The following is a 26,214-nucleotide window of genomic DNA, read 5'->3' on the forward strand; positions in this document are numbered from 1 at the left end:
CCAAACAAATATGAGGAATTAGCAATTTACGCAGTAAATTAGCGGTTTCCGAATATTTGTAGAATTGCGAGAATGACGATAGTCATGGAGCAATTCGTATATCATATGGTGTCAAAAGATACTTTTGACACCTACATCATAGAAAAAGAAAACTTCGGAAACTCAAGAACTGCGGAAAAGAGGCGCTTATGAGGCAGATTTTAGCTTATGGAGATTCAAATACATGGGGACTTATCCCGGGATCATCCCCCTATGAGAGATATCCCTGGGAAGTAAGGTGGACCAGCCTTCTTCAGGAGAAGCTTGCTGAGGACAGAATCATAGAGGAAGGGCTCTGCGGTCGTACCACAGTGTTCGAGGATGAGCTTAGACCCGGAAGAAAGGGCGTGGGATCCCTTCCGATGATACTGGAGAGCCATTATCCCGTGGACTACGTCATTCTGATGCTTGGCACCAACGACTGCAAGAGCTACTACAATGTGTCCGCCGGAACCATCGGCAAGGGCATTGAGAGATGCCTTGATGTGATCATGGATCATGTAGAACCCGAGAATATACTTCTCATTTCGCCCATAGCCCTCGGAGATGATGTGTGGAGAGACGACAAGGACCCGGAGTTCAGTACCCGGTCTGTGGCTGTAAGTAAGCAGTTAAAAGAGGTCTACAGGGCGATTGCTGATAGGAGAGGGGTGAACTTCCTGGCGGCTTCGGATTATGTGAAGGCCAGCGGTGTGGACTGCGAGCATATGGATGAGAAGGGGCATAGGGTGTTCGCAGATGTGGTGTATAGGAGGATAAGGGCTGTCGAGGAAGGGCAGATAGCATGAAAAGAATGAAATTTATCAAATAATATAGGTTGAGATAATGAAAATCAGCTTAGCTGAATTTCATTCCGCGAAGCGGTATTTCATTTAGCTTAGCTGATTTTCATTATCTTATCATTTACTCCATCCTATTTCTCTCAAACAGCTAAATATTTTCCCTCCATTCTATATTATGCTATATTCATCCCTGACATTTATCAGTTAAATAAAGGAGAAACGCTATGAAAAAAGTAAAACTTTTATCTATAGGACTTTCCCTGTCACTTCTCATGACGGGTTGTGGGTTGAATATCGGCGACAGACAGGAGACATTGCCACCGACATCCGGTGAGAGCAGCGAGAATACAAATATTCAGCTGCCGATTCCGAATCAAAGTAATGAACAGAATCAGGCATCTGCACAAGAGACCAATAAATTCAATGGTCCCGAAATTAAAGCATATAAGAAATTTCTGAAGGAGAGGATGGAGGCCAAAACCCAGGTTTGCTACGTCTCTCTTCTCCATCTTGATGAAGATGATGTCTATGAACTTGCAGTCCTTGAATATGAGGGACTTAATTATAACATTTATCTTTATTCTTACGATAACGGCGAGGTCGTATCCCTTGAAACTTCCGGATTTCCGTTCTATGGCGGCTCAGGAGATTTTTATTACGTCGACAAAGGAAACCGCTTTTACTATGAATATGTAAATGGCGGCGGAGATACGGCTGATATTACAGAATTTGTATTTGCCATGGAAGATGGCAAACCGGTTCTTAAGAATACGCTGACTAAGAGCACTCTGTATGAAACTGAAGAAACTACTTATTTCATTGATAAGGAGAAAGTAACAGAAGAGGAGTATGATACCTTCAACAAACAGTTCCAGCAGGAACAAGGCTATTCAGATTCATTTACCTGCGTTATGGTAGATGCTTGTACTCCGATCATAAATGATGATGATCTTGAGGACGCTATGAAAATAGACTATATAAGCGCCTATGAGTGAGGCGGCTGTGAAGTGAAATAAAATAGGGGCCGGAGGCCCCATAGCTGTTATTCATATGCAAATGTCTTCAGGAATCGCCTGGCCCTTTCTGTTGACGGATTTTCGAAGAAACCTCTGACATCAGAGGTTTCTTCTACTATTTCCCCTTCATCAAAAAACACTATTCTATCGGCCACTGCTTTTGCAAAAGCCATCTCATGAGTCACGATGATCATCGTGGAGCCGCTCCTTGCCAGATCCAGCATGGTCTGCAGAACTTCGTGCACCATTTCAGGATCAAGAGCTGCTGTAACTTCATCAAACAACAGAACTTCAGGATGCATCAAAAGAGCACGAACGATTGCCACACGCTGTTTCTGTCCGCCTGAGAGCTGCCTTGGGTAGTAGTCTTTTTTATCCGCAAGACCGACCTTATCAAGGAGAACCAGAGCTTCTCTTATGGCGTCGTCCTTGTATCTCTTCTGGACCTTAACGGGCGCCAGTATCACGTTCTCAAGAACTGTCTTGTGAGGGAACAGCTCGTAGGACTGAAATACCATTCCAATCTTCTGACGGATCTTGGTGATATCCTTTTTGTCAGGTTCGACGGGAAGACCGTCTACGGTTATGACGCCGCCCTGGATCTCCTCAAGGCCGTTGAGACATCTAAGGAAGGTGCTCTTTCCGCAGCCGGAGGGGCCGATGACCACTACGACTTCGCCTCTTTTCACCGACAGATCGATGCTCTTTAGGACCACATTTCTTCCGTATTCCTTGTGCAGGTGCTTAACTCTTACCAGATCACCCATTTTTTTACGCCCACCTTTTCTCTAATTTATTGGCAAGTCTGCTGACGGGCCAGCAAACGATGAAGTATAGCAGAAATACCACGGCGAAGACGCCAAAAGCCGCATTGGGAGAGGCTTTCCTGTTGGCCTCAATTATCTGCTGGGAGACCTTAAGGACCTCCACGATTCCGATCATCATTACCAGGGACGTGGTCTTGATCATACGCGTCACCAGGTTGATTGACAGCGGCAGGAGCCTTCTTATGGTCTGTGGAAAAATAATGTAAAAATGCACCTGAAACTTGTTCATCCCAAGTGCATAAGCCGAGTCATATTGAATTCTTGGTATGCTTTTGATGGAGCCTCTTACCAGATCGCCCATTTCCGCAGTGCCCCAGAATACAAATACGATTATGGCTGACAGCTCCGCGGAGATGTTGATACCGAAGACTCTTGTGGTGCCGAAGTAAACGATAAACAGAAGTACCATCTGCGGCATTATCCTGACGATTTCCAGGTAAATGCGAAGTATCAGGCGAATGAGCCTTGCTTTTGAGGTCATCAGGACTCCAATGATAAGTCCCAGGATAATGCTGATGGCAACTGAGATAAGGCTTATTTCCACGGAGACCCACAGTCCCTTGAGGAGCCTTAGCATATTTGTTCCTTTGAAAAGAACATCAATCCCCAAACTCTGCATAACGAACTCTCCTCTCAACTACCGATCCCAGCAGTGATACGGGGAGCAGCATTATCAGATAATAAACTACAAGTAGGAAGAGACACTCAATTGTCTTGGCATACATTCCGATCAGGTCCTTGGCTGTAAACATCAGGTCCATAAGACTTATTGTGGAAAAAACCGAGGTCTCTTTTAACATAAAGATCACATTGGCCATGATTCCGGGAACACTTCTTGAGATTCCCTGGGGTAAGATGATACTCCCGAAAACCTGTGACTTTGTCATTCCCAGTGAAAGAGCGCTTTCGCTCTGGATCTTGTCAATGGATTCAAGGCCGCTTCTTAGGGTCTCTATCATGTAGGCTCCGCCGATAAGGCTAAGGCCCAGGGTTCCGCAGGCTTCTGCAGAGATTCTTATTCCGAGCTTTGGGAGAGCGAAGTAGATAAAAAAGAGCTGAACCAGGAGCGGTGTGTTTCTGAACAGTTCTATGTAGACTGTAAGTACTTTTTTGACAACGGGCACTTTGAAATAGAGGGCTGCCGCTCCCGACAGCCCTATGGCAAAAGCTGTCAGGATGCCCAGCAGGCCTATTTTAAAAGTTAATAGGAGTGCATCGTTATATAGTGGGATGTAGGATCTGATTATTTCAATATCCATTGCCGGTCCTTTTACTGAACCTTGCCGCCTTCAACTACAAGAGTGTTCTCGTAGTCAGCGCCGTAGGTATCAAGAAGAGTTGCTTCATAGTCAGCGTGGAAGAAGTTCTCTTCGCCGATGGCTACGATCTCGTCGTTGAGCCAGTTCAGCAGGGATTCGTTGCCTTTGGTTACGGCAGGTGCGATGGTGTCCGCATCTCCCAGGGAAGGAATGCCTACGGTGAAGCCTTCGTTCTCGATTGCGAAAGCGATAACTTCGGTGTTGTCATTGGCCCAGGCGATGGCATTGCCGTTTTCAAAGGCTGTCTTGGCCTCTGCGTAGGCATCGTACTTCTGGAGCTTGATGTCAGGGTAGTTCTTCTCAAGGTAGGTTTCGGCTGTTGTGCCGGAGATAACTATGATCTGGTCCTGTGCCTGAACGTCCTCAAGGCTTGTAAGTACTGCGTCGGAAGGAGATACAACGCCGAGAGCAACGTTCATGTAAGGAAGTGCGAAGTCAACCTCCTGGGCACGCTCATCGGTAACGGTGAAGTTGGCAAGAATTATATCCACCTTACCTGTCTGGAGGTACTCAATTCTGTTGGCTGCTTCTGTGGAAACATAGTTGATCTTAACCCCGAGGTCTGCTCCGATCCTTTCTGCAAAGTATACGTCGTAGCCTGCGTAGTTGCCGTTTTCATCCACATATCCGAAGGGACTCTTGTCGGAGAAAACACCGATATTGATGGTGCCGCTCTCCTTGATCTCGTCAACGGTTCTGTAAACAACTAAGGATCCGGGAGAGGCTGCCTTGGCAACCTCTGCTTCATCGATAGATGCTGTATTTGTACTTCCGCAGCCGGTGAGAGCTGCGGCGCCGAGTACTGTTGATAATGCGATTGTTAATAGATTTTTTTTCATATTCTTTCTCCTCTCATTAAGGGGGCAGTCCCCATCAACAAACTGTGACCAACACAGTCCGTCGATAGTTATTGAGGCTCACAATTTGTTAATTGGGACAGCCCCCTGCTTATCTCGCCTCTACTATTCTTACTTGGCGGCAGCAAAGCCTTTCTCAAGGTCTGCAATGATGTCATCGATGTGCTCTGTGCCGATGGAAAGTCTGATGGTGCTCTGTGTTATGCCCTGATCAGCCAGCTCCTCATCGTTAAGCTGTGAGTGAGTTGTTGTTGCAGGGTGGATAACAAGGCTCTTAACATCAGCTACATTTGCAAGGAGAGAGAAGATCTCCAGGTTATCGATGAACTTCCAGGCTGCTTCTTTGCCACCCTTGATCTCAAAGGTGAAGATGGAAGCGCCGCCATTCGGGAAGTACTTCTCATAAAGTGCGTGATCAGGGTGATCCTTAAGTGAAGGATGATTAACCTTCTCAACCTGAGGGTGACTTGCCAGGAACTCAACTACCTTCCTGGTGTTCTCAGCGTGTCTGTCGAGACGAAGTGAAAGTGTTTCAACACCCTGAAGAAGAAGGAATGCGTTGAAAGGTGAGATTGTAGCGCCTGTGTCACGAAGAAGGATGGCTCTGATGTAGGTTACGAAGGCAGCAGGTCCAACAACGTCGTAGAAGGATACACCGTGGTAGCTGGGGTTGGGAGCAGCGATCTGAGGATAGTTGCCGCTTTCCTTCCAGTTGAACTTACCTGACTCAACGATGATTCCGCCGAGGGTTGTTCCGTGTCCGCCGATGAACTTGGTTGCTGAGTGAACAACGATGTCAGCGCCGTGCTCGATAGGTCTGATAAGATAAGGTGTTCCGAAGGTGTTATCGATTACAAGAGGAAGACCGTGCTTGTGAGCGATCTCTGCGATTGCGTCGATGTCCGGGATGTCACTGTTGGGATTGCCAAGAGTCTCAAGGTAGATGGCTCTTGTATTTTCCTTGATGGCTCCCTCAACTTCTGCGAGGTTATGTGCATCTACAAAAGTAGTTGTTATACCGTACTGAGGAAGTGTGTGGGCCAGAAGGTTGTAGCTGCCGCCGTAGATGGTCTTCTGAGCTACAATGTGGCCACCGTTTGCAGCAAGTGCCTGGATGGTATAGGTGATGGCTGCTGCTCCGGATGCAACTGCAAGAGCTGCGCTGCCGCCTTCAAGAGCTGCGATTCTCTTCTCGAGAACGTCCTGTGTTGAATTGGTAAGTCTTCCGTAGATATTTCCTGCATCTGCCAGGCCGAATCTGTCGGCTGCGTGCTGTGAGTTTCTGAATACATATGAAGTTGTCTGGTAGATCGGAACCGCTCTTGCGTCTGTTGCGGGATCCGGCTGTTCCTGTCCTACGTGTAACTGAAGTGTCTCAAATCTGTAATTGCTCATACCTTTAATCTCCTCTTAACTTTTAATATTTTTGTTTGTGTTGTTATTGTTTGTGATTTCGTTTTTGCTTCAAATGGTAATAATAAAGCCCGGAGGCTTAACGTTCTCCCGGGCAATGGCTTTTGATCAAGGATGCATCACATCAATGCAAACCTATCATTTATATTGGTGTGCACATCGACTAAGCACCACACCAGCCATCTTACATGCCCGGGAGTCCTGCATTCGACAACACATCATGTTTTCTTTTACAAATGATAAGTTAAACATTTTTGTTTCCTCCTTGTTTTTATCTTGGATTGATATTACAATACATTTACCTAGTATGTCAATATGTTATACGATAACCAAATTTTAATTCCTGCGATAAATTTTGGTTAAGGATTCTTAAAGACTTCATATGTTATATTAAGAAGAGATATGTTTAAGATGATGCATTCTAATTAAGAGATGAACTTATAAAGAGATGTACTAAGAAATAGAGATATTAAGGAGGAAGCAACTATGTTTTCCACAAAAGGACGTTACGCCTTAAGAGTAATGATAGATCTGGCGGAGCAAAAGAGCGATGACTTCATTCCTCTTAAAGATATAGCGGAGAGGCAGGAGATATCCAAGAAGTATCTCGAGATCATAGCAAAGGAGATGGTGGCCGGAGGCCTTATCACCGGCGCCAGCGGCAAGCACGGCGGCTACAAGCTCTGCAAGGAGCCTTCGGAGTACAGCGTCGGCGAGATAATAGAGCTCATGGAAGGCACCTTTGCCCCGGTAGCCTGCCTCGAGGCAGGCGCCCCGGAGTGCGCCAAGGCCTCCTACTGCCGTACCCTCCCCATGTGGACCGAGTTCTACGAACTCGAGAAGAACTTCTTCTACGGGAAGAAACTTAGTGAATTAATCGACTAAGGGGCCGACTAAGGGGCCAGTCCCCATCAACAAACTGTGAACAAAATTGGGGTCAGACCCCATTCACAGAATGTTCACAATTGCTTAAGTGAAGATTTAGGTTGCGGGAATATCATAATATCATCAGGAAGCGAACAACACTACCTGATAACCCCACACAACGTTTTCATTTCATTACAAAAACGCTACCGGTCCCACATCCGGTAGCCCTCCCCGCAATCCCGATCCTGATTTAAATGGGAATTTACCATAGATTTACCTCCTTGCTCATATAGCGAGGAGGTATTTTTTTGCCTTATCACAGCGGCAAAACAAAATAAACGAAATAATACATTTCTGTGTTCAATATAATATTCCTATGGTTTATAATTAAACCATGCAACCTAATGAATACGCAGTTTTATATTTGGAAATAAACATTTTTTCTCTGATCCTCATTGGAATAATCCTGCACAAAACAACCGGATTATCCAAGATGGTGGCCCAGAGAAATTTTGCGCTGTCCATAATTAGTGAGATGGTCTTTTTCATTTCCGACACGCTGACGGTCCTTATTGCCAACGGTCTGATTCCGGGAAATGGTGTGGCGATCATTGCTTTCAAGACCATCTACTTTTTTTCCACAGCCACCATGTGCTTCTTCTGGTTTCTGTATTTTGAGTACCTCAGGGAGACTTCCATTGTTAAGAAAAAGAGGCGTATCAGCTTCGTCTCCTCAGTGATATGGCTCATGACCCTACTCCTTATCGGCAACCTCTTCGGCAAATATCTGTTTTACATCGACGAAACGGGAGTATATCACAGAGGCCCGTACTTCATACTGACCTACGTACTTTCTTACCTATATATAATCGTGGCATGCACCAGAATCATCATCGACATTGTCAGGAAGAACAGCAAAATAGACAGAGATTACCTGATACTGCTGGCTCTTTTTCCCATAGCACCGGGACTTGCCGGCATCATTCAGTTTATTTATCCCAAACTACCCGTGGTCTGCGTCGCCATGTCGCTGACCACACTTATGCTGTACCTTAACTGGATCGACCAGCTGATTTCCGTGGATCCTCTTACGGGCCTTAGCAACAGAAAGCAACTGATCCACACCTTTGATCAATGGAAAAGGAATAAAGGCAGCACCGACAGGCTGTTCCTGCTCCTGGTGGATGCCAACAGATTCAAGTATATAAACGACACCTACGGCCACCTGGAGGGAGACAACGCCCTCAAAGTCATCGCCAAAGCCCTGCGACTTAGCTGCAAGAGCCTCTCCCGAAGGGCCATCATCGCCAGATACGGCGGCGACGAGTTCGTTATCCTGGCCACCATGGACAGCCCGCAGGATATAGAGAGGCTGAAGACCCGCACAAACAACATTCTCGCAAGACTTGTCAAGGAGGAAGAGCTTGCCTTTGACCTCACCGTCAGCATCGGAACCGCAGGACTTGCCGAGAACGACACCCTTAAAGACCTGATTTCCAAAGCAGACAGAGCCATGTACGAAGACAAAAAAGCAAACTAAAGAACGGAGCATACTCAAATGGTTGTATATCTTACCAGCAATTTCATAGCCCCCGGCGACAACCGCAGCCTTTTTGCCGATCTGAGAAAAGAATGGAAGGAACCTGCCAAGGTTCTTTATGTGCCCTGCAATCCCAAGGAGAAAAAGGAGAATGAGCAGCAAAAGGACACTGTTCTTGATGTCTTCAAAAATGCAGGACTTGAGGTAAAGGAGCTGACCATGCTGGGTGAGACAGGCTCCGGCCCGGTAAAAGACCTGGTGGAGGATGCCAACGTCATATATCTTGCCGGTGGACATGCGCCCTCTCAGCTTGCTTTTATGAAAAATGTGGGTCTGGACAAGGTGATATCTACCTTTAACGGAGTGGTCATATGCTCCGGAGCAGGCTCCATGAATGCTGCCTACAACGTATATCTCATGCCTGATAAGACGGGAGAAGCCGCAGATCCCAATTTCGTGCGCTTCCTCGACGGCCTCGATCTTACAAATATTCAGATGATCCCCCACAGGGAGGATACGCTGAAAAGGACACTGGACGGCAAGAATATTATAGAGGACGTCGTAATGCCCGACAGCTACGGAAGGCGGTTCTATCTGGTTTCCGACGGCAGCTTTTTTAAGGTAAAAAACGGAAAGACCACCTTCAAGGGTAAAGGTGAGATCATAGAAGACGGAACCATCAGGCCTTTGAAGCAGGGGACCATTGTGCCCTTCATGGGCTACTTTGAGCAGACCGTGGTCAAGACCATGCTTGCTGACGGCTACGATATGGTTTTTTCCGTAAATAAGAAAACCGAAGTCTGTGAGGTTTATTACCTCCATGAGAATCTCAAGGAACTTTTTGAGAGCAGCAAGCTCAAATATCCCGATATCTGCTTCAAACTCTCTCAATTGGTGGTGGAAGAGGAGCAGGAGTCTTTTCTTGACCAGCTAAGAGCATCGGTGATCCTTAAAGAACTCAAGGAAAAAGGAGACTATGTAAGGACCGTTCATGTTGATACGGAGAACGGGCGTCGCGCCAAGAATATCAGAGTTTGGGAGGTCCCGGGATACCCCGACTGGTTCCTTGTGGTTTACATTGATATAACCACATTCCTTGACCACGACTGGATGACGGATGAGTATGCAAGAACGGGATTTCTGGAGAGGGCTGCGCTGTTTATTTCCGAGCTTCCCGAGGATGAGAACTATTCCCTTGTTTATACCAATGTTAAGGGCTTCAAGGCAGTAAACGAGCTCTTTGGCAACTGGAACGGCGATATGGTTATTTTCCAGACCAGGGACGTTCTGCGCAAGTACTTAAAGCCCGTGCTGCTGGGAAGGCTTGAGAGTGATCACTTCGTTCTGATAACCTCGGACGATAATCTGACGGACCGAAATCTCAGGGAGATGTGCAGCCAGGTCTACAGGAATCAGTCAAAGGAGTACAGCTACGAGATCCGCTGCGGTATCTATTCCATTAAAAACAGAAATGCCGACGCAAGGCAGCTCCTGGCGGGAGCCAAGCTGGTGGAGAAGACCATCGGCGATGGCACAGCCAAGGGGAATCGTCTCTATGCCTATTATGACGACACCATGAAGGAGAGCTACGTAAGACAGAGGTTTCTTTTGTCCGACTTTGAGAGAGCTCTTAACGAGAACGAGTTCCTGCCCTACTACCAGCCGATAGTTGATGCCAGAACCGGCGACGTTGTCAGCGCCGAGCTCCTTATCAGATGGCGTCACAAGGACCTTGGAATGGTATCTCCCGGCCAGTTCATTCCGGTGATCGAGTCCGAGGGCATGATCTCACATCTTGACAGTTTCATGCTGGACAAGGTGATTGATTTTCTGGAAAAAAGAGCTGCGATGGGCAAGAGGAGCGTCCCCTGCGCCATCAACCTGTCAAGAGTTGACTTCTACGATCTGTCCTTCATCGAGGGTATCTACGAAAGGGTCAAAAAGAAGGGGATCGATCTGTCCATGATCAGGTTCGAAGTAACAGAGTCTGCCTATGCGGACCTTGAGAGCAGAGCCATGGAATTTCTTAATAAACTCAAAGAAGAAGGCGTCATGATACTTCTGGACGATTTCGGAAGCGGCATGAGCTCACTTTCCATGTTGGAGAGCTTCGATTTTGACATAATCAAACTGGATCTTGGCTTCATCAGAAAAATCGGCATCAACGACAAGGCGGAAGCCATAATTGCTTCCACCATCAGACTTGCGCACCTCATCGGAGCCAAGGTAACCGCCGAGGGCGTGGAGACTGAGGAGCAGCTTAAGTTCCTTAAGTATGCGGACTGCGACTATATACAGGGGTATCTGTTCCATAAGCCTATGCCGGAGGAGGAATTTATCGCAATACTGGACGGAGAGTGAATTTCATTCTTCCCTTTATCCCTTTACTGTGCTACTATGAAAAAGTATTAACGAAAAAAAGTGTTGTTGAAGGGAGAAGAGAGTATGACTACAGCGCAGATCGGTATTGTTATTTCAATTCTTGTGTATCTTGCAATGATGCTCCTTGTGGGTTTTGTTAGCTCCAGGGAGACCAACGATGTTAAGGATTTCTATCTGGGTGGACGAAAGCTGGGACCTTTCGTAACCGCCATGAGTGCAGAGGCTTCGGATATGAGTTCCTACCTTCTTATGGGACTTCCGGGCGTCGCCTATTTTTCCGGTATCGCAGATGCGGGCTGGACAGCGGTAGGTCTTATCGTCGGAACTTATCTTAACTGGCTATTTACGGCAAAAAGGCTTCGTAACTACACGGAGAAGCTCGATGCCATCACAATTCCCGACTATTTCAAAAAGCGTTTTCGCGATACAAACAATGTGATTCTTGCCATCGGAGCGATTTTCATCATTGTTTTCTTTGTTCCTTATACCGCATCGGGATTCTCAGCCTGCGGTAAACTTTTCTCATCTTTATTTGGTGTAAATTATCAGCTGGCTATGATCGTTTCAGCCATCATCATCGTGGGCTATACCACAACCGGCGGATTCCTGGCAGCTTCCAAGACTGACTTTATCCAGTCAATTGTAATGACTGCTGCATTGTTTTTTGTCATCGGATACGGAATCGTGACTGCAGGAGGCCTTGATCAGGTTATCGCCAATGCGGGTCAGCTTGAAGGGTTCCTGAGCCTCAATGCAACTTATGACAATGTTTCACTAAGCGGCGCACCCTACGGCCTTTTTAATAAGATAACAATGTTCGCATGGGGCCTTGGATATTTCGGAATGCCTCATATTCTCCTTAGATTTATGGCTATCAGAAAGCCCGGAGAGCTCAAGCTCTCAAGAAGAATTGCCTCCGTATGGGTTGTCTTCTCCCTTGCGATCGCAGTATTCCTGGGCGTTGTGGGAAGAGCAATGACACAGGGCGATGTTCTTGAGAGTCTTATTGATGATCCCACCAGTTCCTCCAAGGCAGAGACACTTATCGTTGTAATCGCTCAGAAGATAAGTGAGAACGGTTTCTTCTTCGCTCTTTTGGCAGGAATTGTTCTTGCAGGCATTCTGGCTTCCACAATGTCAACCGCGGATTCACAGCTTATCGCTGCTTCTTCATCGGTTTCTGAGAACCTTATTCAGGAGACCTTTGGAATCAAGCTGTCTGAGACTGCTGCAATGCTCACAGCAAGAGCTACTCTTATCGCAGTTGCGGTATTCGGTGTTATCATCGCCTGGAACCCCAACAGCTCGGTATTCGGAATCGTATCCTTTGCCTGGGCCGGATTCGGTGCGGTATTCGGACCTGTTATGATACTGTCTCTGTACTGGAAGAGAGTTAACAGATACGGTGCGATCGCAGGAATGATCTCCGGCGGCGCTACAGTATTTATCTGGAAGTACCTGGTAAGGCCCATGGGCGGCAACTGGAATCTGTATGAGCTGGCGCCTGCCTTCCTTGTGGCAATCGTCTTTATTGTGGTTGTGAGCCTTGCTACTCCCGCTCCCGATAAGGAGATCGAGAACGAATTTGAACAGGTTTCCAAGATGTCTTAAAAGGCGTATAAATGCCATAGGTCCTCTTGCCATACTTCCCCTCGCTGTTGTAAGATAAAGAGACTTGAGAGGGGAAGTATGTTGGAGGATTAGAATATGTTCTGTATTCATTGCGGCACCGATGTCGGTGATACCGCCAAGTTTTGTCGTAAATGCGGCAAGCCCGTTTCCAGACCGGGAGCTGCAGGTAATACTTCAAATGGGGCTTCCGTGCCCGGTTCCGCCGCAGGTGCTTCTGCTGCGATCAATCAGCAAAAATACCAGCAGCTACGAATGATGGCTCAGTCATCAGCTCAGAGACTGGCAGTATGTCCGGGCTACTACTGCTTTAAATGCGGCTGCTATGTTGAGCGCGCAAGAGCTGCTCATTACGGTGACATCAAGTGCCACCAGTGCGGCGCACCCATCATCAATCCCAATATGCTGTCTCATGCCGGCACAACCCTTCTTAAATACGGGTTTATCGGCTCTTTGGTAGTGGCTGCTTCAGAGGCTGCCGATTATACCAATCCCGAGAATTATATCTTAAATTATTACAAATCCATTTATTACGAGCAGAATAAGTATCCCTTTGAGACTGTTGCCACAGACAAGGGCAAAATGGGAGAGTATCTTGTAGATGTTGGCTATCAGCAGTTCAAGCGCATTTACCCGCAGTTCAAGACCTATATCTTCTACAATCTGCTGGTACCTGAGCCGAACGGTTCTTTCCAGGAAATAGACGCCGTCATCGTTTTCGGAGCCTTCGTATTCGTTATCGAGGCCAAGAACAGAGGCGGATATTTTGCCAAATGCAACCTTTCCGATAAATACTGGTCTTTCCGCCCCTTCGGTGGTCAGACGCAGAATATCTACAATCCGTTCCTTCAGAACAACGAGCATATAGCGGCTCTCCAGCATTATCTGGATCAGCAGGAGGGCATGGATTTTTCACCTGTATTTGCCAACTACGTCACGCTGGCAGGTAATGCCAATCTTGACTGGAATCAGGAGGGAGATACCATTGATCAGCTCCTTATAGGGGACTGGAGAATCACCAATGTTGGTGGTCTTGGAGCAGCCCTTACCATGGAGTTTGCAGGCTTTGCAGAGGATATGCGTACCCAGAGTGACGATGAGCCCAATTGCTATGACGATAAATATGCTCAGCAAACAATCAAGGCTCTTATGCCTCTTATCAACATGAGCGAAGACGTCAAGAAAGCCAAGATGAGGGACCGAATGGACTCTGACGGTGATTTTGGTAAGAGAGCCTATCAGTATTTCTATATAGAAGTGGAGGAGTGTATGCCCTACCTGTTCAGGACCAACTGGATCCATGAGCAGGTAATCGGCCCCGGTTCAATCAGATGGAAACCCGGCTACGATCAGGTTGAGATCGTAGATAACAGGACTCTTCGCTGGAGGGAGCATAAGACTCAGAAGGTCAGATGGTACAAAATAGAATCCTACACTGAGCTGCTCGAAGCATATGAATGCGTTAAACAGTGCGAGACCTATGATTATCCCGGCAAATATGACGATAACAGCGGCAGTAACAATCGTGGCAGTCAGGGCGGTAGTAGCCGGCGCGGCAGTGGTAACAGTGGCAGCGGGGGCACCTCCACAGGTGATCCTATCAAGGAAGCTGTGAATATGTTCTTTAGCGGCTGCGATGATATCACATCCCTCAACAGCAGGTACAGGAGCCTTTGCAAGGTATTTCATCCCGACGGAGGAAACGGTGATGAGGAGACCTTCAAGAAAATGCAGGCCGCATACGAGAGTTTGAAAGAAAAAATGAGCGCATAAATTATGAAACTGATTTTTCAATCCATGGGGAAGTACAAGTGGGCCATATTCCTGGCTATCTTCATCAAGCTGATAGGCACCATGACAGAGCTTACTCTTCCCTACATTCTTGAATATATGATTGACCACGTGGTTCCCGCAGGAAACATGAGAGATGTTCTCCTGTGGGGACTTTTGATGTTTGTGGCCGCAATTGCCTGCCGCCAGTTCAACGTTATGGCCAACAGGCGTGCCATCAACAACGCCCACAAGGTCAGCTTCGATGTGAGGCAGGCTCTTTTCAAAAAGACTGCGAATCTGTCCGGAGACAAATTCGACTCCTTCGGCCTTCCCAGCCTTATCAGCCGTATGACCAGCGACAGTTACAACGTACAGGCCGCGGTGGCTCAGCTTCAGAGTCTCTGTGTCAGAGCGCCTATGATGCTCTTTGGCGGTGTGGTAATGACCCTGCTTATGGACTGGGCACTGGCCATGATCCTTATTGTCATGTTGCCTTTTCTCATCTGCGTAGTATTCTTCGTATCTTCCAAGGGTATTCCGCTGTACACAGGCGTTCAGAAGAAACTTGACAGCGTCGTTCGTATCATGCGTGAGAATATCACCGGCATTCGTGTGGTCAAGGCCTTAAGTAAGGGCGAGTTTGAAAAAAGACGTTTCGCCGCCGCCAACGAGGATATGGCGAGAACAGACATGAGAGCCGGAACCATTATGGCTATACCAGGGCCTTTCATGCAGCTGTGCCTTAACATAGGTCTTACAATGGTTGTCATCTTTGGCGCCATCCGCGTAAATAGGGGGCAGATGCAGCCCGGCGTGATCCTTGCTTTTTTGACCTATTTCAACATGATCAACATGGGTGTCATGGGGCTTAACCGTATCTTCATGAGCATGAGTAAGGCCAGCGCCAGTGCCGACCGTATAGATGAGGTGATAAGCACCGATGATGGCTGGGAGATCTACCTTGGAGGTGAGAACGGTGGAGGACATATCAGGTTCAATAATGTCAGCTTCTCCTACGGCAGCGAGAGCAGAACTGACGCGGACTTTGCGGGAGGCAAAAGAGAACTGGCCCTTGAGAATATCAGTTTTTCCCTAAATAAAGGTGAGAGCCTCGGAATCATAGGCCCCACGGGCTGCGGCAAAACCACCATAGTGAATCTTCTGATGCGTTTCTACAACCCTGATTCCGGCTCCATAACCATCGATGACAGGGATATCAGAAGCTATGAAAAGGATGAGCTGAGGCGCAAGTTCGGTGTGGTTTTCCAGAACGACATGGTCTTCAACGATTCCATCAAAAACAACATCGATTTCGGAAGAGGTATCTCTCAGGCGGATCTCGACAGCGCTGCGGAAGATGCCGTAGCTTCAGAATACATCGACAGCCTGGACGGCAAAATGGAGTACATGGCAGCCATCAAGGGCGCCAACCTCTCAGGAGGACAGAAGCAGAGACTTCTGGTGGCGAGAGCTCTTGCGGCAGCCCCTGAGATCCTTATTCTGGATGACAGCTCCTCAGCTCTTGATTACAAGACGGATTCTCAGATGAGGAGCGCCATCAGAAAGAACCATTCTGACAGTACCCTGATCATGATCGCCCAGAGAGTCAGCAGTATCATGGGCATGGATCATATCATGGTGATGGACAACGGAACCTGCATCGGCTACGGAACCCATGAGGAGCTGATGGAGAATTGCCCGGCCTACAGAGAAACTTTTGAAATGCAGACTACATGATGAGTTATGGCGGTTGTTAGTTTGTTGGGACGGGTATAGGTGAATGGCTACGTGAGTTATAGAAATAACGACCCACCAAAAAAACAACCGCACATACACAAGGAGGAACAACATGCCCGGTCCGGGAGATAGAGGAAAAGCCAAAGAAAAACCCAAGCACGCCAAAAAGACCATGCTGCGTCTTCTCAAATATCTGATGGAGTACGCATGGGTAGTACTACTCATGCTCCTGTGCGCCTTCGCCAGCAATATCGGTAACCTTCTCGGCCCGGATTTTGCCGGCAAGGCCATTAATGCAGCAAGTCAGGGCGCTGGAAAAGTTGATATAAACGAAGTTATCCGCTACGGAATCTTCATGCTGATCGCCTATGTCAGCGGCAACATCCTTAGCTTTTTTGTAAATATAGGAATGATGAGGGTTGGCAGAAAAGTTGCAAGGAACATGAGACGCGACGTCTTTAACAAGCTCATGGAGATGCCGGTGGGTTATTTCGACAGGCACCTTGCGGGAGACATCATCAGCCGTGTATCCTACGACATCGACGTTGTATCCACCAGCCTTTCTTCGGATGTGGTGCAGATTCTGACCAGTTTCGTTACGGTTGTGGGAAGCTTTGTGATGATGTGTATCATATCGCCGCCGCTGGTTCTGTGCATGGTGTTCACGATTCCTGTGTCGATTCTTTTCACCAGATACATGAGTAAGCGCACGAGACCACTGTACAGGCTCAGGAGCCTTGCTTACGGCGAGATGAACGGCTTTGCGGAGGAGATGTTCACGGGGCAAAAGACTATTCTTGCCTACGCCCACGAGGATTATGTCTGTGACAGATTCGAGGAGATCAACCGAAACGCAGCAGAGGCCTACAGAGATGCCGACAGCCTTGGAATGACCATGGGACCCACCATCGGAATGATAAGTAACATCGGACTTGCAGCCATCGGTCTTGGCGGCGCTATGCTGTACATGAACGGAGTTGTTGGAATCGGCCAGATATCCAGCTTCATACTCTACAGCAGAAAGTTCTCGGGCCCCATCAATGAGATCTCTAATATCGTCAACGAGATTTTCAGCGCCCTGGCTGCTGCGGAGCGTGTGTTCCAGCTCCTGGATGAAGCTGAGGAAGTCAAGGATATCGAAGGCGCCGGAGAATTGGCAAGAGCCCTTGGCACAGTGGAAGCTAGGGACGTTGACTTTGGATATCTCAAGAACAAGATCGTACTAAGGAACTTCAATATGAAGGCAGAGCCCGGGCAGACCATAGCAATCGTAGGTCACACCGGAGCCGGCAAGACCACTATCATCAACCTTCTCATGCGTTTCTACGATGTCAACGAAGGTGCGATCTTTGTGGATGAAAAAGAGGTCAAGGCCTACACGCTGCAGAGCCTTAGAAAGAATTATTCCATGGTTCTCCAGGATACCTGGGTGTTCAACGGAACTATTTTTGACAATATTGCCTATGGCAAAGAAAACGCCACCATGGAGGAGGTTGTGGAAGCAGCCAAGTCTGCCCACATCCACAACTATATCATGCGCCTTCCAAAGGGCTACAACACCGTTATCAGCGAGGATGGCGGCAACATCAGTAAAGGCCAGAAGCAGCTCATTACCATTGCCAGGGCCATGCTCTATGACACCAGCATGCTGATCCTTGATGAAGCCACCAGCAATGTCGACACCGCCACAGAGCGCAAGGTCCAGAAGGCCATGAGGAGCCTGATGGCTGGCAAGACCAGCTTTATCATTGCTCACAGACTCTCTACAATAAGAAACGCCGACAACATACTTGTTGTCGACGCCGGAAATGTGGTTGAACAGGGTGACCACGATTATTTGATGAACAAGAAGGGCGCGTATTATGCGCTGTATCGTAGCCAGTTTGAGTGATGGGGATGACACGGGGACGGTTGCGAGTCAATGGGGACGGTTCTCGCTGACTCACGGAGCGAGTCAGCAAGAACCGTCCCCATTAACTCACACCGTCCCCTTGACTCCTTAGAACTTCGCCAACATCACCGCAGAGAACGAAATTGCCCCAAGCAGCAGTCCGATCTGTGCTGCCGGAATCTTCTTGTACAGTCTTACAATCATCAGAACGCACCACACAATGATGTTTCCTTCAACCCAGGTTGACAGCACTCTCTTGGCTGTGAAGCCGTAGCTTCCCATATAAACCACGCAGAGGTTGTATAGTCCAAGAAGGGCGAAACCAAGTGCGAATACGAACAGAACAGTAGCGATGATCCTTGTTCCCTTTTTCTCCCAAAGAGCATCTCTTGAGAAAATGCAGGAGCCGAACATGATCGCAAAGTTAAGAAGTATAACTCTGATAAGACTCCAGAAGCTTGCCACAGCTCTTGTTGAAGCTTCGTGGGCGGTTGCTGCGAAGAGCCCCTGATTGTTTATGAAGTCATACAGCGCTGTTCCGAAGAACACCAGGTACAAAAAGCTGATGCTGCCGATGATGATGTATGCTGAATAGTCGGGCAGCTGATGAAGTCCCTTGGTGCAGCTGTTGAAGAATGCCTCAGGAATCTCGGGCTTCTTACTCTTAAGTGCGCCTGCCACAAGGCCGAAGAGGAAGCATCCAAAGGGCAGTGAAATAATCAGGGTGAAAAGGTTGTCGCCAAACCGGTTCCAGAAACCCTCTCCGAATATTTTGGAGAATGTATCGGAGATGCTATCGCTCAATCCCTCAAAGGTTTCGGATACCTCAGCCAGCTGTGTAAAAGCAAATATACATACAATAAGTGCGATAAAGAGGCTGAGAAGAACGGTAATGACGCCTCTTGCGGTAATCTTGAATTTCGGAGCCTTGATCTCTTTTTCTTCGGGATCTTCCTTCATGTCCCCTCTTCTGAAGATGGTCTCAAGTCTTAATGCGAAGTTGCCGAAGGGAACAACAATAAAGCCCTGAAGACAATCAATAGGAAACAAGATACCGCTCCTGCCGGCAGACAGTACGCCGCAGCGGGCAAGTACATAGTAAATGATGGTCGCATGCCACATGAATACCTGGAAAGTACATGCCACCCAGTCCTCACGAAATCCCCAGAGACAGAGGGCAACGCTCTGAACAAGAACGCAGACCATAAAAATGACCGCCTCCATGACTGAACGGTTCTTTTCCCTCAGGTACTCATAGGTGGTGCCTGTAAAGTGGGCAAAGGCTTCGCAGCCGATCACAAAAACTATACCGAAGATCAGATAGGGAAGTCCCTTATTGTTTGTAAATACTGTGGGATCCCAGCCAATGGTACCAAAAACATATTTGAAATAAAAGAAACCGATGATATAGCTGATTACTGCAGCGATTCTGAAAATATTTTTATTCGGAACGTACACCTTGGGTGCTGTCTGAGCGTAGTATGCTGCAAATGCGTTAGTATTCTGCTTGTTTTCATTTCCCGCATCAGCCTCATATGTTGTCTGCTGTGGCTGATTATTCTCGTAATTATCCATACTTTTTTCCTCACTCTTCATCCGGAACGTATTCCAGAATATCTCCCGGCTGGCAGCCCAGTTCCTTGCAGATCGCGTTCAGCGTCGAGAAACGGATTGCCTTAGCCTTATTTGTTTTTAATATAGAAAGATTGGCGGGGGTGATATCCACCTTCTCTGCCAGGTCGCCGGAGCCGATCTTCCTCATTGCCATTACCACGTCTAAGTTAACTCTGATCATTGCCCCCTCCTTATACCGTATAATCCAGTTCGTCCTTCATCTCCACGGCCTTGCCGAAGGCGTTCTTCACAACGCAGATGATAGGGATGATAAAAGAGGCTGTGGCTGTAACGATAAGCAGCATAAGGGTGCAGCAGATGCCGATGATACCTGTGATGACGGTGGCTGCAAATACGATTCTTGCCAGATTGCTGAGGGCCTTGACATTCTCAGGAACAAATACATTCCCCATCTCGATTCTGGAGATCAGCCCATAGAGCAGAAAAAGGAAGGCAAAAAGAATCGCCGCACATATATACCCGCCTATAAGCAGCATCAGGTATCTGGGTGTGCCCGTGATAAACGGAGAAGCCTTGGCCATAATGACCTTCACCAGAAACGGCCCCGTAACACACATGGCTACAGCAATTGCAGCCACCAGAAAAATAGCTAACTTACTCAGTTTAATGCTAAATGCTTCTGAACTACTGTTATTCATTTTTTTCATCTCTTTCTTTAGTTTTCCGGAAAAATTTGATCCGATAGTGGATCATAAGAGAAGTTTAGAACAGTGAATTTCGTTTGTCAACAAAAATATATCGAAAAACGATATTTAATTATTGAATACCAAGATTAAGCATTATGTCTTGCTCTGACTTTCATAGCTGACTTATTGGCATACATTCTTTGGTCAGCCAAAAGATAAACGTCATGATAATCAGCGCCGGCGGCTTCATGTCTGTAGGCATATCCCAGAGCGGCGCTTCTTTTTATTCTTTTATCCGCAGCATTATAAAGCTCAAGTTCTCTGCTGAGCTTGGTTGCCACATCTTCTGCTTTGTTGAGACTGTTACCCGTAAGTATCATTACGAATTCATCGCCGCCGATCCTTGCAATGAAGCTGTCTTCGGGGGCACTTTTTCTAAGGGCCTTGCTAAACTCCAGAAGATACCTGTCTCCTATAAGGTGACCGGATCTGTCGTTGACGGATTTAAGGCCGTTTAAGTCTATGCTGAGAATGCAGTAGTTCTTGTCAGACTTATCCAGATCTGTCAGGTACTGCTCGAACTTGGATCTGTTGGGAAGTCCGGTAAGACCGTCGGCATAGGCAAGATGGGCAAGGGAGGCGTTCTCTTTTTTCCTTGCGTAAGAATCTGAAATATAGATGTAGTAGTTGATGAGGGCCGCAAAGACCATGCAGAGCGCGCCAATGGGAACCGCCACCTTGGACAGCAGAATCTGTTCATATACTCCGACTACTTCAAGGTAGTAGAAGAATACGTTGATAACAAAGGAAATTGTGAGCACGATCATTCCAGCAAGCTGTATGGCCTGGGAATTGGTTATTTTCCCGGTCTTTATATCACGTATCAGCATGGAGATCATGAAGCATGCCAATACCAGCGCATTGAACTGGTAGATTCCCAGGTATTCGTTCATATGATCCAGATTAAGAGCGTGGATGAGGATAGGGGCAAGAGCCACCACTGTACTGGTGGAGGCAAAGACTATGAAGGGCTTGTAATGCAGATAGTCCTGCATGCTGCCGATTACCATGTACATAATGGGAACCGCAAGATATAGGGATATGTACTCCAGCTCGGTCTCGTGGCCGTGGGTGTTTACAAAAAGGCTAAGGAGCCTGAACTGGGTTAGGAACCATATTCCCAGTGTGACAAACAAAAGAGATGAGAAGGTCTGCATCTTGATCTCAGGGAGAGTACTTCTAAATCCCAGGGTTATGGCAAAGAACATAAGGCCGAAGATGATGAGAAATGCCGATGCCATAAATACGAAGAAGTCCCTATAGGCCAGGTATTTGATGACATTTCGATAATCTCCGAGGACCGGAGCTTCATAGTAGCTGTAGGCGCCGTCCTCATTGACCTTCAGTTCTATCTCGAGGCGCACTTTGCCTGTTGAAGAGGGCAGGGTGATGAAATGATTCTCGCATCCGATATAACGATTTTTATCAAGATAGTCATAGTAACGGTTTGATATCTCCTGACCGCCGAACCGAAGCCTCCAGGCACTGAATCTGGTTTCGAAGAAGATTGTTGGAGAGTCCATGCCTTCCAGGGCGTCAAGATCTTTGGCAAGAAGAAGGGTATCTCCTTTGTGGGTTCCATGACCAATAAGCCTTCTGAGGGCAGAAAGCTTGATGTTCTCGTAAACTGTGTCATTGTAGATAACTTCCCAGCCCTCGTTCAGAATCTCTATGGATTCTTCCGCCGAAGGTTTGAAGAAGGCGGTCCAGATCACTATCTGACACAGAAACAATATGAAGGCGAATGCAAGACATAACAGGTTTTTACGCATGGTGCTTCTCCTTCATCTCATACATTCTCGAGTCAGCCAGAATAAAAATGGATTCAAAACCTCCGGTCCTGTCTTCTTCGCTGTAGGCGTAGCCGCAGGAGGCTGACAACTTGAATTCCTGAGAACTTTGGTTATATTCATCTATAAGCTCTTGTAAAAAATTAATGCAATCATCGCAGATATTAGCATCAGGATTTTCAATGGAAACAAGGAACTCATCGCCTCCAACCCTTCCTATTACCGCAGCATTTGGGAAGGCTTTGACAAGAAGCTCAGAGAAGTCCTTTATCATCTTGTCTCCTGCGATGTGTCCGTAGGTGTCGTTAACATATTTGAGCCGGTCAAGGTCAATACTTACTATGGCGTAGGGCACCCGGACCGATGCAAAGTACTGCATACATTTGGCTCTGTTCACAAGGCCCGTCAGGGTGTCTGTAAAGGCGAGGCCCTCCAATTGTTCCTGCACATATTTGGAGTTGGTACTGTCTATTCCGTGCAGGAAATAGTAGATAAACAGGCAGAATACAAAGTACAGCATTCCCAGAGTCAGATAATTGATGCTTGTATAGGCATTGACAGTGGTGCTGACATAACGGTTGTAATGATATCTTCCGATTTCCAGAAGACCAAAGAATATCAGGATTATGAAGCCCAGCATCATATAGCTGTCGGCGTCAACTCCGGTGTAGGTGTCCGAGGCAAGCTTTTTTTTGTGCTCGCTGTTAAGTCCCATAAGAAGCGGCGGGAGCATGATAAGTATCTCCAGTGTCGATACTGCCTGGAAGGGAACCATGAAATGATTGATGGGGGCGACCTTCAGGTGATTGATCAGAAGTATCGCGATTGGAAACAGCGTGTTCAGATTAAGGCACAGAAGCTGGCGTCTTGGCGCAACCGTAGGATGCGTCGAGTAGAACAGCACGCTGATGGCAAGGGGAATCATGTATAGAGCCATGTATTCCATAATATTGTAAAAATAATCCTTGTCTCCCAGAAGATAGAATATGTCGTTGTAAGTAAAGGTGTACAATCCCAGAAGCATCGCTATGGCGGAGCTAAAGAACATGGAGGGAGTTGACCTTTTCGTCAAAATAAGGTATACGGCCAGCGAGAACAGGATCCAGGAGTATATTACAAGGAATCCGCCCACGAACAGAGGGAGCCTGTGGATCTCCATGAATTCTTTCATGATCCCGTGCATGGTGCCATAGTAGGGAATCTCTATCTGGGTAAAAGCATCTTCATCGCATACTGTGAGAACTATCTTAAGCTTGTGATCGCTGGTGGTGTCCTTTAGATGTATGAAATGATAGTTCTTTGGTACGATAAGTCCACTGTCATAGTACTCCCGGCCGGATTCGTAGACTTTTTCCTCGTCTATATAGACCTCGACAACGGCCATTTTGCTGATGACAAGGAGTGTGGGAGATATAAGAGCTTTCTTGGACAGGGTGTTTGTGAGGATTATAGTCTCACCCCTATAGGTGTGGTTAATCCTTAGTTTGGACAGGGTGACATCGTCCGTGGTGTATTCGCCATCAGAAAAAGACCAGCCCTTGTCCAGCCGGTTTAATTGGAATCTGCGGGATTCCGTCATTATTCTGCTTCCGAAAGTAACCATCATAAGGGTAATAATGAATAATACAATCGGGAGCATAAAGAATCTGCGATTTACATTCCTTTTATTCATAGGTCACCACAAACGATATATTGATACATATTATATTATATACCATTTTATGACTATGATACAGATTCTTGTGTTATCTGCTCTGCTCAATTTTTTACCATTTTTTTAATAATTCACATAATGGTCAAATTTTCAGCGGTTTTATATGATAAAATAACGGGGTTGACAGTTTTTTAACGAAGGAGGAATACGCCATGGATAAGCGTAAAAGGCTCACTTTAGTGGCAAGAACCATAGTGCCGCTATTGATACTTTTTATCATTTATGTCGTGGTGTTTACCGGCTTCGGGATAGGACTGCCATGTATCTTCAGAACAATTACCGGTCTTAAATGTCCGGGATGCGGCATGAGTCATGCTTTGGCGGCAATGGTCCATGGGGACTTTGGGGAGGCTGCCGGGGAGAATGTTTTGTCGGTATCTCTTTTGCCGGTGCTTGTTGTCTTTTTTATATTTCGTTTTATCAGATATATAAATAAGGGAAAAGAAGATTTCAGGATATGGGAAATTGTGTTTCTTGTAGCCTGTCTGCTGGTCTGCGTAGCATTTTTTGTTCTGCGTAATGACCTTATCTAAAAAAGTATATTGGAGGAAATGTAAAATGTTTTGTTGTCACTGTGGTAAAGAAATAGAAAATGACAGCAGGTTCTGCCCACATTGCGGCGGCGAACAGCCACCGGTACCGGGAGAAGGACCTAAGTCCGGAGACTTTTTTGATGCGTCCGGAGACGGCACAAAGGCCGAGAATATCATAGAGAATGCGGGAGAGACCATCGGAAACGGCATAGACAGTGCCATCAACGATCTCAAGAATTCCGACGGTGCCAAGGCTCTTAAGAACGGCGTTAACGAGGCCGGCAAGAAGGCTGAGGATATCGTCAAGAACTGGAGAGATTATCTTACTGTGGAGAACATGGAGCTTGCGGCACCTGTACTCCTTCTTATGCCCCTTGTCATGGGAATCGTCAAGACGGTTCTGATCAGGGTGTTCGGAATTTTATTCCTGATTCCATTAATCGGAACATTGCTTAGATTTGTTCTGGGACTTGTTAAATTGGTATTTGTTGTTGCTTCAGGTGCCGGCATCGGTGCTGTGGGATATATTCTGTACAAAAAGCCCGAGAAGAGAAGCCTTTACAGTTTCGTGTCTCTTGGAGCTGCTGTATTTGGATTTTTGTCATGCCTGGGCATGTTCTTTTACTGGAAACATGTTAATCTTCCCTTTGGGCTGCTGGCTCTTGTATGGGGCGCAGAGTCAATCGCGAGAGTATGCATTCAGAAAAAGGGCATGGAGTCTGAGCCTAACGTTCAGGAAGATATTGAAGCTTACAAGAACTTCTGCAATGACCTTAGAACCAAGATGAAACAGGCTGAGGGAAATAAGGCAGCCGGTGCTGCTGCGGCAGCGGGTGTTGCCGGTGCGGCAACTGTAGCTGGTGCGGCAAGTGCGGTTGATGGTGCAATGGGAGCTGATGAGACAATTAAAGGATTTGATCCCGATGCTGCAGGTAGTGCAGCCGGTGGTGTAACAGGTGATTCTGTGAACGGATATGTTCCTGCTCCTGTGGTTCCTACTCAGGGCGGCGAGTCCTACTTTGACGGAAGCGGTATCGAACTCTTCGGAATTCTGCTTCTTACATTTATTCTCAGCGGTATCACCTGCGGTCTTGCAACACCCTGGATGCTCTGCAAGATCTTCAAGTGGAGAAAGACCCACACAGTTATCGATGGCAGAAGACTTGATTTCAACGGAACCGGCGGCAACCTCTTCGGACACTGGATCCTCTGGGAGATCCTCACAGCTGTTACCTGCGGTATCTATGGTTTCTTCATGTATGTGGCTGTAAGAAAGTGGGAGATGAAGCACACCTTCTATCAGGATCAGCCTGAAATGCAGGGAAGCTTCGACGGCAACAGCTTCCAGTATCTGGGCTACGGACTTCTTCAGGGACTTCTTGTTATGCTGACCTGCGGTATTGCAGCACCCTGGACCATCACAATGATCGAGAAGTGGCAGATGAAGCACTCTGTTGTAGCCAATGACAGAATGAGATACGACGGAACAGGTCTTGGACTTCTCGGACAGTACCTGATCTTTGCGATATTAAGTGCTATTACCTGCGGCATTTACCTGCCTTGGGGAATTGTAAGACTTGATAAGTATCTTTTCTCGCATGTACATGTTGATGAGACATTAATGTGATGATATGGGTGTCAAAAGTCAAAAATGCGTACATGCATGCATGTTAAGCATTTTGACTTTATGACCCGAACAAATATAATGGAACCCCGCTCCGCGCGACCAGATCGTTACCGGAGCGGGGTTTTTTGCGAAAAAAATAAAAATAAACACTTTAGTA

Annotated in this window: 21 protein-coding genes; 11 read left to right on the forward strand and 10 right to left on the reverse strand. The window is 47.1% G+C overall.

Annotation, left to right across the window (positions count from 1 at the left end; all coding sequences use genetic code 11):
• Positions 1–188: 188 nt before the first annotated feature.
• A complete protein-coding gene (locus tag NXH67_RS08250) occupies positions 189–827 on the forward strand; it encodes a GDSL-type esterase/lipase family protein (protein WP_272797067.1) in 639 nt (212 codons plus the stop codon).
• 218 nt (positions 828–1,045) lie between these two features.
• Positions 1,046–1,816, forward strand: a complete 771-nt coding sequence (locus tag NXH67_RS08255; RefSeq protein WP_272797068.1) for a hypothetical protein — start codon at positions 1,046–1,048, stop codon at positions 1,814–1,816.
• A gap of 47 nt (positions 1,817–1,863) precedes the next feature.
• Here NXH67_RS08255 and NXH67_RS08260 read toward each other — a convergent pair whose 3' ends face one another.
• The 5 genes from NXH67_RS08260 to NXH67_RS08280 form a co-directional block, all read right to left on the reverse strand.
• Positions 1,864–2,604 carry an amino acid ABC transporter ATP-binding protein gene (locus tag NXH67_RS08260; RefSeq protein WP_272797069.1) on the reverse strand — a complete coding sequence of 247 codons (741 nt, stop codon included), beginning with the start codon at positions 2,602–2,604 and terminating at the stop codon, positions 1,864–1,866.
• A 4-nt stretch (positions 2,605–2,608) separates the two neighbouring features.
• Positions 2,609–3,283, reverse strand: a complete 675-nt coding sequence (locus tag NXH67_RS08265) for an amino acid ABC transporter permease (protein WP_272797070.1) — start codon at positions 3,281–3,283, stop codon at positions 2,609–2,611.
• Entirely contained in the window at positions 3,264–3,923 is a 660-nt protein-coding gene (locus tag NXH67_RS08270) for an amino acid ABC transporter permease (RefSeq protein WP_022777496.1), read from the reverse strand. Before NXH67_RS08270 ends, NXH67_RS08265 begins: the two co-directional genes overlap by 20 nt.
• 11 nt (positions 3,924–3,934) lie before the next feature.
• Positions 3,935–4,822, reverse strand: a complete 888-nt coding sequence (locus NXH67_RS08275; RefSeq protein WP_272797071.1) for a transporter substrate-binding domain-containing protein — start codon at positions 4,820–4,822, stop codon at positions 3,935–3,937.
• Positions 4,823–4,951: 129 nt separating this feature from the next.
• On the reverse strand, positions 4,952–6,235 hold the full coding sequence (locus tag NXH67_RS08280; RefSeq protein ID WP_272797072.1) for an O-acetylhomoserine aminocarboxypropyltransferase/cysteine synthase family protein: 1,284 nt from the start codon (positions 6,233–6,235) through the stop codon (positions 4,952–4,954).
• A 504-nt stretch (positions 6,236–6,739) separates the two neighbouring features.
• Between NXH67_RS08280 and NXH67_RS08285 the strand changes: the two genes are divergently transcribed.
• From NXH67_RS08285 to NXH67_RS08315, 7 genes are all read left to right on the forward strand, one after another.
• Positions 6,740–7,138, forward strand: a complete 399-nt coding sequence (locus tag NXH67_RS08285) for an RrF2 family transcriptional regulator (RefSeq protein WP_022777499.1) — start codon at positions 6,740–6,742, stop codon at positions 7,136–7,138.
• 376 nt (positions 7,139–7,514) lie between these two features.
• Positions 7,515–8,660 (forward strand): GGDEF domain-containing protein, encoded by a 1,146-nt coding sequence (locus tag NXH67_RS08290; RefSeq protein WP_272797073.1) that lies wholly within the window; start codon positions 7,515–7,517, stop codon positions 8,658–8,660.
• Positions 8,661–8,678: 18 nt separating this feature from the next.
• Entirely contained in the window at positions 8,679–11,021 is a 2,343-nt protein-coding gene (locus NXH67_RS08295; RefSeq protein WP_272797074.1) for an EAL domain-containing protein, read from the forward strand.
• 84 nt (positions 11,022–11,105) lie between these two features.
• Complete coding sequence (locus NXH67_RS08300) at positions 11,106–12,653, forward strand: sodium/proline symporter (protein ID WP_272797075.1); 1,548 nt, start codon at positions 11,106–11,108, stop codon at positions 12,651–12,653.
• A 96-nt stretch (positions 12,654–12,749) separates the two neighbouring features.
• Positions 12,750–14,444 carry an NERD domain-containing protein gene (locus NXH67_RS08305; RefSeq protein ID WP_272797076.1) on the forward strand — a complete coding sequence of 565 codons (1,695 nt, stop codon included), beginning with the start codon at positions 12,750–12,752 and terminating at the stop codon, positions 14,442–14,444.
• A gap of 3 nt (positions 14,445–14,447) precedes the next feature.
• A complete protein-coding gene (locus NXH67_RS08310) occupies positions 14,448–16,181 on the forward strand; it encodes an ABC transporter ATP-binding protein (protein ID WP_272797077.1) in 1,734 nt (577 codons plus the stop codon).
• 112 nt (positions 16,182–16,293) lie between these two features.
• On the forward strand, positions 16,294–18,072 hold the full coding sequence (locus NXH67_RS08315) for an ABC transporter ATP-binding protein (RefSeq protein WP_022777505.1): 1,779 nt from the start codon (positions 16,294–16,296) through the stop codon (positions 18,070–18,072).
• A gap of 108 nt (positions 18,073–18,180) precedes the next feature.
• Here the strand turns inward: NXH67_RS08315 and NXH67_RS08320 are convergent, their stop codons facing one another.
• From NXH67_RS08320 to NXH67_RS08340, 5 genes are all read right to left on the reverse strand, one after another.
• On the reverse strand, positions 18,181–19,647 hold the full coding sequence (locus NXH67_RS08320; RefSeq protein ID WP_272797078.1) for a DUF4153 domain-containing protein: 1,467 nt from the start codon (positions 19,645–19,647) through the stop codon (positions 18,181–18,183).
• Between the two features lie 10 nt (positions 19,648–19,657).
• Positions 19,658–19,867: a helix-turn-helix domain-containing protein gene (locus NXH67_RS08325; RefSeq protein WP_022777507.1), complete on the reverse strand. Its 210-nt coding sequence runs from the start codon at positions 19,865–19,867 to the stop codon at positions 19,658–19,660.
• Positions 19,868–19,877: 10 nt separating this feature from the next.
• Positions 19,878–20,345 carry a DUF2975 domain-containing protein gene (locus NXH67_RS08330; protein ID WP_022777508.1) on the reverse strand — a complete coding sequence of 156 codons (468 nt, stop codon included), beginning with the start codon at positions 20,343–20,345 and terminating at the stop codon, positions 19,878–19,880.
• A gap of 134 nt (positions 20,346–20,479) precedes the next feature.
• Complete coding sequence (locus tag NXH67_RS08335; protein WP_272797079.1) at positions 20,480–22,165, reverse strand: GGDEF domain-containing protein; 1,686 nt, start codon at positions 22,163–22,165, stop codon at positions 20,480–20,482.
• On the reverse strand, positions 22,158–23,855 hold the full coding sequence (locus tag NXH67_RS08340) for a GGDEF domain-containing protein (RefSeq protein ID WP_272797080.1): 1,698 nt from the start codon (positions 23,853–23,855) through the stop codon (positions 22,158–22,160). The genes NXH67_RS08335 and NXH67_RS08340 overlap by 8 nt, the downstream gene beginning before the upstream one ends.
• A gap of 194 nt (positions 23,856–24,049) precedes the next feature.
• Here NXH67_RS08340 and NXH67_RS08345 point away from each other — a divergent pair, with 194 nt between their 5' ends.
• Together NXH67_RS08345 and NXH67_RS08350 are read left to right on the forward strand one after the other, a co-directional pair.
• Entirely contained in the window at positions 24,050–24,430 is a 381-nt protein-coding gene (locus NXH67_RS08345; protein ID WP_022777511.1) for a DUF2752 domain-containing protein, read from the forward strand.
• A 25-nt stretch (positions 24,431–24,455) separates the two neighbouring features.
• Positions 24,456–26,057 carry a hypothetical protein gene (locus tag NXH67_RS08350; RefSeq protein WP_272797081.1) on the forward strand — a complete coding sequence of 534 codons (1,602 nt, stop codon included), beginning with the start codon at positions 24,456–24,458 and terminating at the stop codon, positions 26,055–26,057.
• Positions 26,058–26,214: the final 157 nt, after the last annotated feature.

The organism is Butyrivibrio sp. DSM 10294 (genome assembly GCF_028539135.1).
In the GTDB taxonomy this organism is placed as follows: Bacteria; Bacillota; Clostridia; order Lachnospirales; family Lachnospiraceae; genus Butyrivibrio.

What these genes read in the sequence shown, in the direction of transcription:
- NXH67_RS08350 (WP_272797081.1), top strand. Translation starts at nt 24,456, where the DNA reads ATGTTTTGTTGTCACTGTGGTAAAGAAATAGAAAATGACAGCAGGTTC.
- NXH67_RS08320 (WP_272797078.1), bottom strand. Translation starts at nt 19,647, where the DNA reads ATGGATAATTACGAGAATAATCAGCCACAGCAGACAACATATGAGGCT.
- NXH67_RS08330 (WP_022777508.1), bottom strand. Translation starts at nt 20,345, where the DNA reads ATGAATAACAGTAGTTCAGAAGCATTTAGCATTAAACTGAGTAAGTTA.
- NXH67_RS08300 (WP_272797075.1), top strand. Translation starts at nt 11,106, where the DNA reads ATGACTACAGCGCAGATCGGTATTGTTATTTCAATTCTTGTGTATCTT.
- NXH67_RS08315 (WP_022777505.1), top strand. Translation starts at nt 16,294, where the DNA reads ATGCCCGGTCCGGGAGATAGAGGAAAAGCCAAAGAAAAACCCAAGCAC.
- NXH67_RS08335 (WP_272797079.1), bottom strand. Translation starts at nt 22,165, where the DNA reads ATGCGTAAAAACCTGTTATGTCTTGCATTCGCCTTCATATTGTTTCTG.
- NXH67_RS08265 (WP_272797070.1), bottom strand. Translation starts at nt 3,283, where the DNA reads ATGCAGAGTTTGGGGATTGATGTTCTTTTCAAAGGAACAAATATGCTA.
- NXH67_RS08290 (WP_272797073.1), top strand. Translation starts at nt 7,515, where the DNA reads ATGCAACCTAATGAATACGCAGTTTTATATTTGGAAATAAACATTTTT.
- NXH67_RS08255 (WP_272797068.1), top strand. Translation starts at nt 1,046, where the DNA reads ATGAAAAAAGTAAAACTTTTATCTATAGGACTTTCCCTGTCACTTCTC.
- NXH67_RS08345 (WP_022777511.1), top strand. Translation starts at nt 24,050, where the DNA reads ATGGATAAGCGTAAAAGGCTCACTTTAGTGGCAAGAACCATAGTGCCG.
- NXH67_RS08325 (WP_022777507.1), bottom strand. Translation starts at nt 19,867, where the DNA reads ATGATCAGAGTTAACTTAGACGTGGTAATGGCAATGAGGAAGATCGGC.
- NXH67_RS08285 (WP_022777499.1), top strand. Translation starts at nt 6,740, where the DNA reads ATGTTTTCCACAAAAGGACGTTACGCCTTAAGAGTAATGATAGATCTG.
- NXH67_RS08250 (WP_272797067.1), top strand. Translation starts at nt 189, where the DNA reads ATGAGGCAGATTTTAGCTTATGGAGATTCAAATACATGGGGACTTATC.
- NXH67_RS08270 (WP_022777496.1), bottom strand. Translation starts at nt 3,923, where the DNA reads ATGGATATTGAAATAATCAGATCCTACATCCCACTATATAACGATGCA.
- NXH67_RS08260 (WP_272797069.1), bottom strand. Translation starts at nt 2,604, where the DNA reads ATGGGTGATCTGGTAAGAGTTAAGCACCTGCACAAGGAATACGGAAGA.
- NXH67_RS08305 (WP_272797076.1), top strand. Translation starts at nt 12,750, where the DNA reads ATGTTCTGTATTCATTGCGGCACCGATGTCGGTGATACCGCCAAGTTT.
- NXH67_RS08280 (WP_272797072.1), bottom strand. Translation starts at nt 6,235, where the DNA reads ATGAGCAATTACAGATTTGAGACACTTCAGTTACACGTAGGACAGGAA.
- NXH67_RS08295 (WP_272797074.1), top strand. Translation starts at nt 8,679, where the DNA reads ATGGTTGTATATCTTACCAGCAATTTCATAGCCCCCGGCGACAACCGC.
- NXH67_RS08310 (WP_272797077.1), top strand. Translation starts at nt 14,448, where the DNA reads ATGAAACTGATTTTTCAATCCATGGGGAAGTACAAGTGGGCCATATTC.
- NXH67_RS08340 (WP_272797080.1), bottom strand. Translation starts at nt 23,855, where the DNA reads ATGAATAAAAGGAATGTAAATCGCAGATTCTTTATGCTCCCGATTGTA.
- NXH67_RS08275 (WP_272797071.1), bottom strand. Translation starts at nt 4,822, where the DNA reads ATGAAAAAAAATCTATTAACAATCGCATTATCAACAGTACTCGGCGCC.